The organism is uncultured Campylobacter sp., from assembly GCF_937997465.1.
Taxonomy (GTDB): Bacteria; Campylobacterota; Campylobacteria; order Campylobacterales; family Campylobacteraceae; genus Campylobacter_A.
In genome coordinates, this window is the sequence record NZ_CALKTQ010000187.1 from 1 (window position 1) to 12871 (window position 12871).

Genomic DNA, 12871 nt, shown 5'->3' on the forward strand with positions numbered 1-12871 from the left:
TTTTATCGCTAGTGTATATTACCTCACAGCCCTCTTTGTCTGCGCAAAAGTATTGTAGTGCATCTTCAAGATCAGAGTTTGAGTTTTTAGAATACTTAATAGCCTTTTTTATCCCTTCGATTCCAAACGGTGATACGCACCATTTTTGAGTAATGACTTCTAAGAAATTTAGAAGTATAAGTTGCTTTTGTTGAGAATGGCGCAAATTATAATAAAGCGTGCTAATACTATCTTCGCTAATGACGATAGTATGTTGTTTTCGCATTAGATTTTGCATCAAAGCAACGGCCTTTTTGTTATTTATCCTATCTGTATCGATAATATCGATGATGATATTTAGGTCAAAAAATACTTTCATTGTTCTGCCTTTTGATTTAGTTCGTCCGCTTTTTCTGCTCTTAATGATTTTGAATCCCCTTTAAAATCCCCTTTAAATGCTCCGACAAACTTCATGATATCAGCGATGTCGCTTTCTATGCCGCTAGGAGTAGCATTTTCTTGTGTACTCGGTGTTGGTTGTTGTGAATTATCGGTTTGCGCAGCTACCTCAATAATCTCATCTTCTTCTTCATGTTTTTTTGAAATCACGATCTCAGTTTCGCTTTTGTTGGCTGAATGTTGAATCTGCTTGACGCTATCTACCTGAAAGCTATCTGGCGCTGCTAAAACTTTATCAAAGCCTTCATAAGCCGCATCGGTTAAAATTTCTTTTGTCATTTCCAACGTTTCAAAGTTAAATGTTTTGACGGTTGTTTGTCTTAGTTGCTTTAGATCCTTTATCGAGCCTTTACCGACGATTTGCGGATTTAACATAAAAGAGTTTTTACCGATTATGTCAAATTTATCTTTGTCATTTTCGCTGATTTTAAAAATAGCTTGTTTATCTTCAAGCTCTTTTAGAGCGCGATACACGCTTGATTTGGCTAAAATTTTACGCTCTTCAAAATATTTAACGAAATCGCTATCGTATTTAAAAATATTTTTATAATTTACATTTTTTATCATTACTAAAAATACTGTTCTGGCGTTGTTTGAAAGATTTTCAACTAAAAAATCCAAATTTTCTACAAAAACTTTAATAAAGGCATCTTTTGTTTGTTCTTTTTGCAAAAAACTCGTGACAATCGTCTTTACTTCACCAGTTTGGCTATCGACGATCTCTTGCGTCCTATTATAAAGCCTCGCGCTTGTGGAGCGAACTTTTTCTAGGTCAACTATTTCTTTTGCCATAATACTCCCCTGTAATTTATTTTTTCAAAAATATACTTTTTTTACCCTTATTTGCCACTGAATTTTCCCAAAAAATAAAACTATTTTTTATCAGAACCATAAAATTTTTCCCAAAAAATGAAACTATTTTTATCAAAGAATCATTGTTTTTCCAAAAAAATAAAACTAGATTTTGAGTGATATTGAAATTTTAATGCCATTTATAAAAAGGCGCTTGTATTAGAAAATTGATTTTATAATGGCATCAATATGCAAGTTTTCTATGGTATATGTGTTTTTAAGAAAGCATTGATACGGATATTATAAAAACATATTTTCTATGACTCAACCTGTCATTCTCTTATGTTAAATTTTCATCGTTATTTAAATCTAAAGGAGCGAAAATGATAAAATACATTGTAGGTGGAGCAGCGTTAGTGACTGCTGGATACACGCTAAAAAGATACCTCAATAAATATGATTTTCATATATCTATAAAGAACAAAAATCAAAACATTACAAAACAGTACGACTCAAATACAGAATTGAAATCAGCCCTAATTAATCCTGTAGGCATAAATGATGATGATTTTTTAGAAGCTAGTGTAATGGAAAAAAGTCGTAAATTTAACGAAACGATTCACCGTCTTTTTGTGTCATTGAGAATTTTACAAAAAAAACTATCAAGCGTAGAAAATTTGCCGGATCTAAAATCTGCTTATTCGTCTATTAGCGGCGAAAAGGTTTTGAGATTTAAAGACTCCGAGGCCAAAAATTTCAGCAAATTTTTCCATATATTTATAGACTCCAAAGAGGATCTGCGGATTTTGTGCGATCTAAATTTAATGATAGATTATGCATTGGAGCGCATGATAGAAAATAACATTTCTAAGATTGATACCGCAGAACAAAAGGTAAGAGATTATTGTAAATTTGATACAGAGCAACAAGAGATAATCATCAAGCTAGTTGAGCTAAACAATGTTTTGGTTAAGGCGCTAAGAGAGCTAAGGTCCGCTACGCAAATGAAGGAAATAGCAACGATCTTTAAAGACGTGGCGGGAGTAAATAAAAGATATTACGATAAAAAATTTTTTAAGGAGAAGCTAGAATGTTAAGATTATTTTTAGATTTATTTGCAGGTTATGTATTCTATCAAGTAATCAAATTTATGGCATTAAATCTTTATTTACCGGCTGTAAAAGATGTTATCAGCATAATATTTGGGAATAAAAATGTAGCTCAATAGCTCCTACTTTTTGTCAAAAATAAATTTATTGACAACGGGGGGGGGTAATGCTAAAATATACAAATTTTATTTTAACAAAAAGGATAATGGTATGGAAACCAATCAAAAACAGCAAGAGGTTCAACTAGATCTAAGTGATCTGATAGCTGGAGCAAAGGACGCCTTCAGAAAGGCTACGCAAGATATAAGTTCTAAATTAAACGTTTTAATAGTCGGTAAAACTGGTGCAGGTAAAAGTACGCTCATAAATGCAGTTTTTGGTGACAAAGTCGCAGAAACTGGCTCTGGAAATCCGATCACTCAAGAAATAAACGAAATAAAAGTAAATTCAAATTTTAGTATCTATGATACTAAAGGTCTTGAAATGAAAGACTTTGACGCTACTTATGCCGATATTGCAAATTTTTTAGAAAACAACAGCAAAAAGAGAGCCGACGAGCAGATGCATATAGTATGGTTTTGTATAGCAGAACCTGGTAGAAGGATAGAGGAGGGAGAGAAAAGGCTATTTGAGCTATTGCAACAAAAAAACTATACTATATTGACGGTCATTACAAAGGCTACTCAGGACAAAGATGAAAATAATGAAAAATTTTCAGACAAGGTAAAAAGCGAGCTTTGCATCAACGAAGACCTCTTACAAAGAGTTATGGCGTTAGAGATCGAAGACGATGACGGGAATATAAAACCACTTAAAGGCATAGACAGCCTGATAAAGAAAACATACGACGCTTTACCTGGGGCATCAAAGCAAGCCTTTGCTAGAGAGCAAAAATATAATAAAGATGTAAAATACGAAGCAGCATTGGATATTATCAATAAATATAGCGTAGCTGCGGGTGCTATAGCGGCTACTCCGATACCGTTTTCAGATATCGCTCTACTTTTGCCTACCCAAATAGCTATGATATCGCATATTACGTATAATTACGGTTTTGAAGCCTCTGCCGAAAATATCGCGAAACTAGCGACATCGTTTGCTGCCGTAGCAGCTGGAGGCTTTGCCGTTAGATTTTTAGCTGGTAATCTATTAAAATTTATACCGGCCGTAGGATCTGTTGCGGGAGGAGCGTTTAATGCAACCGTCGCAAGCTCCAACTAAATTAATGGGCAACGCATATCTAGCGTATTTAAACGATAATTTTGAATTAATTTACAAAGGCGATTTTGATTTATTTTCAAATTTAACCGATACTATCATAAAGGCATACGTCGAAAAGCTAAAATAAAATCTACTTTTATCTAAATTTGACTCAACCTGTCGCGCTTCTTTGCTATAATTTTATAAATTTGATAGTAAAGAAGTGCGATAAATTTTTACCACGAAAATTTCCAATCAAGGACATAAAGTGATACGACCAAACCCATTTAAAATTTGCTGTTCCAAATGCAGCTTTGAAAAACTGATTTGGTTTAAGAGCGATGCTTTAACAGACTTAGACTTTAAGCAAGTTCCAGATGTTTGTCCAAAGTGTGGCAATACAAAGTTTAATAGAAAAGCAATATCCATAGAAGAGGCTATGGCTAAAGAGCGCTTTGATAATATGATCCAATCTTTTAAGAATATATTTAAAAAGATATTTAAGGGCTAAATTAGTATAATCATTTAATTATTATATGCTAAATTTAAAAGGCAAAGTATGCACAACATCCTCATACTCTACAATCCCTACTACCAAAGCGACGTCATCGAGCAACACCTTAAAATTTTAATCAGCAAAGGCAAAGTGGCCTTTGGTAAGATAAAAAGCAAGCGGCGGGACATGATAAATTCTCACGAAGCCGAGCTTGAGCAAATTTACGAAAGCTTAAATTCGAGTGACAGCGACGGAAAGTATCTACAACTATTCCTGACCGATTACTCAAATTTGTTCGTAGCAAAGGTTATTGCCGTAACCGATGAAGATATGAGCAAGATAGCGCCTGAGTATTATAAAGAAAAAAGGCTCGATGTAGAAAAGTGGTTTATCATAAGCGATATCAGAGAGCTAGTTAGAAACGACTTTGAGTGCGTTAGAGACGATTACCTGGCAAATTTTACCGTAAGCGGCCATACTTACGCAGTATACGGCAATGCTTATGTTTATCCTCTCATCATAAAGACAAAGCAAGAGACGCGCTATTTTGAGGATGAGGGTAAATTTTATCTCGACGTCTATAAAAGTCCCGAATTTTTAGAAATAAAGCGGAATTTGATCCGCTACTGTTTCGGACGAAGCCTAATAAATCTAATGCATCCAGATAGCATAGAAAATATCATCTCCGCCGAGATAGAATACCTTGACAATATAGCCAACCCGCTCTATGACTTTAGCTCCGTCGTGGTCAAATACTCAAAAACTATGGAGCAAGAGATCTACGCCTTCGTTAAAGTTCTCATGGAACAACTCGCAAAGATAAAGCCGTCTATATTAAAAATCCCATACGAAGTGCAGGGCACGAGCTTTACCGTAAGCGATATATTTGAAAACAAGCCAAATTTGGGAACCTATAAGTTTCTTTTTAAAAATCGCCTAATCCAATATGCACTTGAGGGGAATTTACTACAAAACTACGTAACCAGAACCCTACCAAAGGTCATAACCGAGCTTCAAGATTTGCGAAACGAAACCGTACACGCCAAAGCTCCTAGCCATACCGATGTAACAAAGCTAAGAGCAAAGATAATAGGTGTGGCTAGCGAGAGCGTACTAGCCAAAGTAGTCAAGGCTAGAGCAGAAGCGGGGAGGGCTAGCTACTCATCTTGAGATGTCGCTATGATGATAACCTTGGCTCCACTCATGGTTTCATCATATACGTATTCTATACTTACGGCTGTTTCATAACTAAAAGCCCTTGCCATGATGCCTAATATTTCTTGCATATCTTCTAAAGATATGCCGGGCGCAGCATCTGTTTTAACATACACTGACGCCTCTTTGGCATTAAAATAGCCGTAAAGCGCTGCCGATTTTACGGCTTTTCTAGTAGCATTTAGCGCGGCTTTTTTACCTTTTGCTTGTGCCTGTGCTACAGCTACGGTGCCTCGGCGGGCAATTAGCTGCTGGAACTCGCGCGTCAAATTTTCGCTTTGATTATTTGCTTTGAACGACACCGCTATTAGCTCGCAAACTATCTTACTCAGCGCTCGATCGAGTGTTTTAAAAACACGGAGCAAAGAACTAAAATCAAATGAATTTTTGGATTTTAGATATTCTATTCTTTTTTGCCTTTTTACCAACCATTCGTTTATTTTGCCGTATTTGTTAAATTTAATATCGTCATTTGCGCCTAGCTCGGGATTATTGATAATGTTTTCAAAACTCTCAAACCTATCTTTGTAATAGCCCAACACTTCATCGGCGTCCTTGTATGAAGTTGTATTATCGGCGATTTGTTTTAAGATATTACTTATTTTTGTAAAAGATCTATTCGCGTCCATTTTTTTCCTTGATTTTATCGTAGCAAGAATTCAACTTCACTCACCTCCCAATCATACTCCGCGGCAATACTCGCCAGGTTTTGCGCCATAGCCTGCAGCTGCCTTAGCGCATCTTTCATCTCGCTTACCTTACTGCTTCCGTTCATACCGGCTTGTAGGTTTTGAACGCTTATGGCTATTTGGAGCTGAGTTAGCGTCCAATAAAATTTGATCAAAGCCGTATCTAGACCTATCTGGGCTAGCGGGTTTATGGCTAAATTTATAGCATTATTTTCATGCTCGCCGTAGTCTTTGCCGATTTCTAAAAGCAGCTCAGGCAAATAGTTTTCGTGAAATTTACTCTCCATCTTAGATAGCTTTTTTAGGATATTCTCGTCTATTTCATTATACTCATCTAGCCCCATAGCCGTTTTAGCAGCGTATCCGATAGCTTTTGCCACGCCTCCAAAGGGACCAAAGGTATCTTTATAGTACATATCGTCTATTTCTTGCTCGTCTTCGTCGTTCGGTTTTTTAGTTAGCTTTATGCTTTGGGTTAAATTTAGCATTTGACCCGCTAGTTCGCTCATCTTAAAGCTCTTTACTTTAGCTACCGCCTCGTTAGCCTTTTGGATAAAATCTACGTTTAAACTCACTTGATCTCCTTTGATTTAAATTACAACATAAATTTAACATTGCATAGCGACAGGTTGAGTCATTTTTCGTATCTAACTTCAAAAATATTAGCTTTTTCTCGATTTTTTCTCTGCCAAGCTGCGTCAAATATGCTATCGGGTTCAAATTTATCGTCGGCGATTATCAGCGCATAAATTTTACTGCCACCTTTTTTTATCTCTTTAGTTATATTTTTTATCTCATCCGTTATGGGAAACACCATATCCGAGATAGTTAAAATATCGGCATTTGCATATCCGCCCTTTTTTATTAGTTTTAGAGCCTCTCTTACGGCAGGAGTTAGATCAGTGCCACCGCCGCTATAGCCTTTGTAGCAAAATTTGGCCAAATTTTTTAGGCCCTCTTTGCCGTTTAGATCTATTTTGACCACTCTCGTATCAAATCCTAATACATAACAAAGCCTATCCTCTGCTCTTGCTATGTCGGCTATCATTTTAGTCGCCACTTTCGCGACGGTTTCGGGGATTTCGCTCATAGAGCCGCTAAAATCGACGCAAAGTATGATGGGTCCTTTGGTATCGGCATTGTATAAAATTTTATCGGTTATTTTCATCTGCTCGGTAGAAAAGCTTTCAAAGCACGTTAGCTTATTTTCTACAAATTTTATATCGAATAAAATTTGAGTATCTATGTCTGTTAGCCCTAGCTCGCTAGGCAAGAGATTATCCATATCGCTACCTAGTTTTATGCCGTCGATCTCCTCTTTTTGATTACGTCTAATCTTGGTTTTTTCAAATCTATCCGCATCTTTAAATTTATCCTTTTTGCCGTCTATTCTACCGATCTTGTCGCAAATTTCTTTTAGTTTTGCGTCATTTTTTATCTGTTTTAGATACTTTTTAAAGTGTTCCAGCCACCAACTAAAACTACTTCCTGTGCTAAGACCCCAGCTTAGATACTCAGTCTCGCTTTTATCAAAGCCAAATTCCGTTAAGAAGTCTTGTATATCGTTTATCTTTTTTAGATTCATCCTAATGCCCGCATATATCTTTTTCTTGTAGTTTTTTATGACGTCGCTATCAAATTTTTCGCTATATTCCCGCCTGGCTTCATCTGCGCTTTTTAAAAGTTCCTCAGCCAAATTTAATAGCTTCTCGTTCATATCTTTTTTGGCGTCCGTTTCGGGAGTATTTGCACCGCCGCCGTTCTCGTCGCTTTTTTTGTTTTGAATATCTTGTAAAATTTGATTAAATTTATCGGTTTGCTTGGAGTTAAAAAACTTGCCGCAAAGCTGTAAAAAAGTAAAGATATCGGCTATGTCTAGCTTATCTAGGTAGATACCGCGACGCAATGTTATTTGCATTTGCCTCATTGCTCGCTCATGAGCATCTAACGGATTTGCTTGTTCTATTAAATTTAAGCCAAGATCGTTTTTAAAATTTATCTCCTCTTTTTTGACGGCTTCTTTTATAGCTTCCGCCAAGCCCTTACCGCCAAAACCGGCAAATTTAACCAAGCATTCGTTTATCAGGATTTGAAATAAAAAATCCTCCTTATCTGATCTCATGGACGCTTATATCCTTTTTTAGGCGGTTTAGCTTCATTTTTAGTCTTTTTTGCGCCTTTAGTTCATTTGATAGCGCAGTTTCTACGATATTTTGCTGATTACCTGATAAAAATATATTAACGCTTTTACTAAAATCATTGCCGAGCTTTGCTTTGGTTTCATTCATTATCGTTTCAAGCTCGCCTAAAATTTCCTCGCATTCGTTTAAATTGTTATCTCTGAGCTTTGCATCGATTGCTATCATATCTCCTTTTTTGCGCAAGGCTATCGGCATGATAGGCTCTGAGCTAATGCCTTTTACGTATTGCTGAAAAAACGACCCAGATAGCCAGCCACCCCTTAGAGCGCCTTTATCTACTGATATATAGTATCCCATATTTACGGCGCTATCCCTTGTGTAATATATCCTTCGTTCGTAGTTTCCGCGTTCGTTTAGCGGATTGCCCTCAAATGGGCTAAAAGGAACGTAAAATAAAATATCTATTTGATCGCTGGGATCGGTATATTTGTTTAGTCTGATACTAAATTCGTAATGCGGAATGCCATTAAAATTTTTAGTTTTATATTCATCATCTTGCAAAAAACACAGTTGATAGTACTCGTCGGCGAGTCTTGCGACCCTTTGTTCTAACTCTATAATGAGCTTTGAGCTTAGATTTTTGCCAGCGCTTTGCGTTACGATATTTTTGATCGCCTCTATCTGCTCTTTTTCGCTCCAAAGACAATTAGCTAGCAACAAAACATCCGCAGGCAAAACTTCGCTTCTATCGTTTAAAAATGCGGAGGTTTTTAAGATGTGGGCTAAATTTTTCCAGCGCCTATCCGATACATATATTTGGCTTTGATTTTCTTGTAAAATTTGCTCATCGCTTGTTTCTTGGCAGCTTTGTTGATACGGATCACTACTATCGTCTTGATCGTTTTTGGTATTAAGCTTTTCTATATTTTCTCTGATTTCTTTTATTATTTCAAGGCTTTGGGGGCTAAATTTGACCGCTTTAGCTCCATTTGTTATCAAATTTAGCTCATCAAGCGTGATTTTTTCATCATCGCTTACATTTGCCTCCTCAAATTTGCCTTCAATCAAATCTTTAAAATTATCCCACTCTTTTAACGGCTCGACTAAAAGGCGCATATTTAGCCTATCGTAAAGCGCCTCCAATCCGCTTCCTTGTGCGGGCGTCTCGTTGCTGGCGGCTATTAAAGCATGTAGCGGGACTTTTACGTCTTTGCCGTCGTTTCTAAATATTTTTTCGTTTATTATAGTTAGTAGCGTATTTAAGATCGCCGGCGAGCTTTTAAAAATTTCATCTAAAAACGCAAAATTAGCACTTGGCAAGTAGCCCTCTATCTTGCGGATATATCGTCCTTCTTTTAGTTCTTTTATGTCTACGGGGCCAAAAACTTCGTCTGGAGTGGAAAATCTTTGCATTAGGTATTCAAAGTGTTTAGCGTCTTTAAATGCTAAAGATATGCGGCGAGCTATGAGGCTTTTAGCAGTACCTGGCACCCCGTATAAAAACACCGATTGCCCAGCAATAACGGCTAAAAGGACGTTTGCCACGATATGTTCGCGTTCAAAAAGCCCACACGAGATCGCTGTGATGAGATTTGAAATTTTATTTTTATACATCGGCTTCCTTTTTTTAGATTTTAGAAAATTTAACGTATTGCCGAGACAGGTTGCGTCGCAAGGAAAAAATTAGCTAAAATACGTCAAATTTAAATAGGAAGGATTAAAATGCGCTCTCACGATAAAATCGCCGTCAGGCTTGCTCAAATCATAGTAAAGCTAAACAGTGGTGAAAGACTAAGTATAGATGAGCTCGTAGAAGAGTTTAGTGTAAATAAAAGGACTATTTTAAGAGACTTTGAGCGGCTTAGTATCCTACCTATCCAAAAAGAAAACGGCAAGTATTTTCTAGAGGAGTACGCTCTTGGCAAACTAGGCTTTAAAGACATAAAAGCTTTTGCCGCACTAATTGGCGCAAGATCGCTATTCCCAGAGCTAGACGATAGGTTTATCAGCGACGTTTTAAACGAGAAGCTAAACAAGGCCTATCTAATCAAAAACCAAGGATTTGAAAGTATCCAAATTTCAAGAGACGACTTTGAAGCCGTAAGCGCCGCAGTCATCAAAAACCGTATAGTAGATTGCGAATATAACGACAAAGAACGCAAACTAAAGCCGTATAAACTAATAAATAATAGCGGCATATGGTATCTACTAGCGGACGACGAGGGTAAGCTAAAAAACTTCACGCTCTCTAAAATAAAACGCATAAAGATAAAGGGCGATACGTTTACTGCAAACGCCGAGTTTTTAAAACGTATCGAAAAAAACGACACAAACTGGTTTTCGGACGCCAAATTTAAGGTTACGCTTGAAATCAAAAACGAAGCTATGGAGTATTTTAAGAGAAAAGAGTTTTTGCCAAATTACGAAGTAGTGCAAGAAGAAGAGGATAAAATCATCATAAGTACGGAAGTAGCCTACGATGACGAGATACTGAGGGTGGTAAAATATTGGCTACCTTTTATAAAGATAGTAGAGCCTTTAAATTTAAGGGATAAATTTGAAAATTTGCTTAGGGATTATTTGAAATAGCATAGCCTGCCACTAGCTGGAACATTAAAATATAAGCTTTCTAAGATAGAGATTTTGTCTGACGGATATTTAAGATATTAGTAAGCCGTCAAATCTATCTTTGTAGTAAAATATTTGTCTCTTTTTTTGTATTTATATTGCTTACTATCTGACTACGATATCGCTATTTTTTATATTCATCTTTTCTATTTTTATAGATTGCGCCAAAAAGAGAAGATAGCCAATATCAATATGCCAAACAAGATGAGTTATAATATATTAAAAATACACTAAATGATATAACCTAAGTGACACAACCTGTCGCCTTCTACTGTTACAATAATGTTTGAAGTTCAAGAAAGAGATATTACACATAAAGGAGACACAATGATAAAAGATAATGTATTGGCGGCAATTTTTGCTGTGGATTTTTTAACAACACCAAGTAAAGACTTTGGTCTTGCATATGCTTGGGCCGAAAGGATACTTATGACAATTCAGGTATCACCAGAATATTTAACACACATATATAATTCCCTTTCTAATCAAGAAATTGAGATCAGCGCAATCATGGACTATGTTACTGCAATAACAGGCGATAGCGTCGACAATGCTATAAGAGATATACAAAATTGCAAAAAGCCGAATTTGACAAGTTTGCAAGAGGATAGCCTAATGAAAGCATATGATGCTATGCAAGTTGTGTATCAAAGAAATTATGAGCAAGACAATCCATATGTTTATACGCCAGAACAAATAAGAGATGTACTAAGCAAAATAAATGTATTGGTAGATAAAATTGAATTAAAAATTTTATTTGATGAAGAAGAAAGAGAGAAAACTCTAAAACTTTTTAAATTGAAAGAACAGAAAGGATTGCTGACATATACATCTGATCAATCTAAAGAGATTGAACATATGGTTCCAAAAAGTACTATTAGAACAAGCCAAGAAGATATATTTGGTGTAGCGCTTATATTAGTAACTGAAAACAAGTTAAGAAATATAATTACCAGCAACCTTGTTGCAGTTATGGCCTATTTAAAAACTACTAATCAAAGAGATTTTATAAAAGCATATAATGACATTATGGGTAACTATAGGATAGCAAACGAATATATGTCAAAATATATGGATTATTTGCAACAATACGATATTAAGAATACAAACATAAAGAATTTTTCTACAAAACAGGCGGAATATAATGATGAATTGCATATATTGCTATTAAAAGACTATTACGAATCAATAATAAATAGGCTCAACAAAGCTTAAGTTGATTTTTGGCCGCAACTTCATCTCTTGTTATTTGTGGGAGTTTTTGTCAATTTTAAAATATTTTTGATATAAATTCCCATATGCTATTTTAGTATTACATCTAAAATCAACTTTGCTACAATCATAGTCGCGAGCATTCTATATTTCTTCACTTAAAGCACAAAATTCTCTTGCGTTTATCACTTCAAATCAGTCCTTAGCATATAGCCTTGCCAGATGTACTTCGCTACACTAGTAGTCTTTAAAAAACAACGGCAATAAAAAGCTACATGGATAAACGCTTATGATTTTTTTCTATTGCACATTTTTTTATGACACTTTTTTCAATAATGTACTTTTAGCTTCACACATACGAAACCATCATAACTTCTAACAATCTAAATATTTAATACTCTAACTAAAATCGCCATCGTGCTTCCACAATATCAAAAAATATGCAAAAAGCGTTTCAATCCCCTAGATCGGGGAAATTTGAATCAAATAAAGAGATTATAGTAGACTCCGCATATAGCACATTGCTATGTTTCAATCCCCTAGATCGGGGAAATTTGAATCAAATGAAAGCTGGGACATGGATCGTGGAGACCTTGTTATTCAAGGGTTTCAATCCCCTAGATCGGGGAAATTTGAATCAAATTTTTGCAGTTTCTCGTCGTGCCGATCGCGCTGCTTTTGTTTCAATCCCCTAGATCGGGGAAATTTGAATCAAATATGAAATGCACAGGCAGAACCCTCTTCCTACCAAGGATGTTTCAATCCCCTAGATCGGGGAAATTTGAATCAAATCGCTCCAGAAGAGCAATACCTAAATGATTGGCAGTTCATAGTTTCAATCCCCTAGATCGGGGAAATTTGAATCAAATAGCCAAGATTATTCTTGGCGTTAGACTAATCGATGGGGAGTGTTTCAATCCCCTAGATCGGGGAAATTTGAATCAAATCGCA

General features: G+C 36.0%; 13 protein-coding genes and 1 CRISPR repeat array. Of the genes, 7 read left to right on the forward strand and 6 right to left on the reverse strand.

The features are described from left to right. Together Q0546_RS06020 and Q0546_RS06025 are read right to left on the reverse strand one after the other, a co-directional pair. A partial coding sequence (locus Q0546_RS06020) for a type II toxin-antitoxin system VapC family toxin (RefSeq protein WP_298791425.1) occupies positions 1–358 on the reverse strand: 358 nt, incomplete at its 3' end. After that, positions 355–1230 (reverse strand): hypothetical protein, encoded by an 876-nt coding sequence (locus Q0546_RS06025; protein ID WP_298791426.1) that lies wholly within the window; start codon positions 1228–1230, stop codon positions 355–357. The genes Q0546_RS06025 and Q0546_RS06020, both read right to left, overlap by 4 nt. Positions 1231–1613: 383 nt before the next feature. Here Q0546_RS06025 and Q0546_RS06030 point away from each other — a divergent pair, with 383 nt between their 5' ends. From Q0546_RS06030 to Q0546_RS06050, 5 genes are all read left to right on the forward strand, one after another. Further along, a complete protein-coding gene (locus Q0546_RS06030; RefSeq protein ID WP_298791428.1) occupies positions 1614–2327 on the forward strand; it encodes a hypothetical protein in 714 nt (237 codons plus the stop codon). Continuing rightward, positions 2321–2458, forward strand: a complete 138-nt coding sequence (locus tag Q0546_RS06035; RefSeq protein ID WP_298791429.1) for a hypothetical protein — start codon at positions 2321–2323, stop codon at positions 2456–2458. Before Q0546_RS06030 ends, Q0546_RS06035 begins: the two co-directional genes overlap by 7 nt. Before the next feature lie 91 nt (positions 2459–2549). Continuing rightward, positions 2550–3560 (forward strand): GTPase, encoded by a 1011-nt coding sequence (locus Q0546_RS06040; protein WP_298791430.1) that lies wholly within the window; start codon positions 2550–2552, stop codon positions 3558–3560. 247 nt (positions 3561–3807) lie between these two features. Continuing rightward, complete coding sequence (locus Q0546_RS06045; protein ID WP_298791432.1) at positions 3808–4050, forward strand: hypothetical protein; 243 nt, start codon at positions 3808–3810, stop codon at positions 4048–4050. Between the two features lie 48 nt (positions 4051–4098). After that, a complete protein-coding gene (locus Q0546_RS06050) occupies positions 4099–5205 on the forward strand; it encodes an HP0729 family protein (RefSeq protein WP_298791434.1) in 1107 nt (368 codons plus the stop codon). Here the strand turns inward: Q0546_RS06050 and Q0546_RS06055 are convergent. From Q0546_RS06055 to Q0546_RS06070, 4 genes are read right to left on the reverse strand one after another with little or no spacing between them, the layout of a single operon-like run. Further along, positions 5193–5879, reverse strand: coding sequence for a hypothetical protein (locus Q0546_RS06055; RefSeq protein WP_298791436.1), 687 nt, complete (start codon positions 5877–5879; stop codon positions 5193–5195). The genes Q0546_RS06050 and Q0546_RS06055 overlap by 13 nt on opposite strands. 14 nt (positions 5880–5893) lie before the next feature. After that, positions 5894–6514 carry a hypothetical protein gene (locus tag Q0546_RS06060; RefSeq protein ID WP_298791437.1) on the reverse strand — a complete coding sequence of 207 codons (621 nt, stop codon included), beginning with the start codon at positions 6512–6514 and terminating at the stop codon, positions 5894–5896. 59 nt (positions 6515–6573) lie between these two features. Next, entirely contained in the window at positions 6574–8061 is a 1488-nt protein-coding gene (locus Q0546_RS06065) for a VWA domain-containing protein (protein WP_298791438.1), read from the reverse strand. Then, on the reverse strand, positions 8048–9694 hold the full coding sequence (locus Q0546_RS06070; protein ID WP_298791439.1) for an AAA family ATPase: 1647 nt from the start codon (positions 9692–9694) through the stop codon (positions 8048–8050). Before Q0546_RS06070 ends, Q0546_RS06065 begins: the two co-directional genes overlap by 14 nt. Positions 9695–9802: 108 nt before the next feature. On the opposite strand from Q0546_RS06070, the gene Q0546_RS06075 reads away from it, so the two are divergent. After that, positions 9803–10669, forward strand: coding sequence for a WYL domain-containing protein (locus Q0546_RS06075; RefSeq protein ID WP_298791441.1), 867 nt, complete (start codon positions 9803–9805; stop codon positions 10667–10669). A 366-nt stretch (positions 10670–11035) separates the two neighbouring features. Then, complete coding sequence (locus Q0546_RS06080; RefSeq protein ID WP_298791442.1) at positions 11036–11923, forward strand: hypothetical protein; 888 nt, start codon at positions 11036–11038, stop codon at positions 11921–11923. Between the two features lie 448 nt (positions 11924–12371). Continuing rightward, positions 12372–12867: a CRISPR direct-repeat array (repeat unit 37 nt; unit sequence GTTTCAATCCCCTAGATCGGGGAAATTTGAATCAAAT). Positions 12868–12871: the final 4 nt, after the last annotated feature.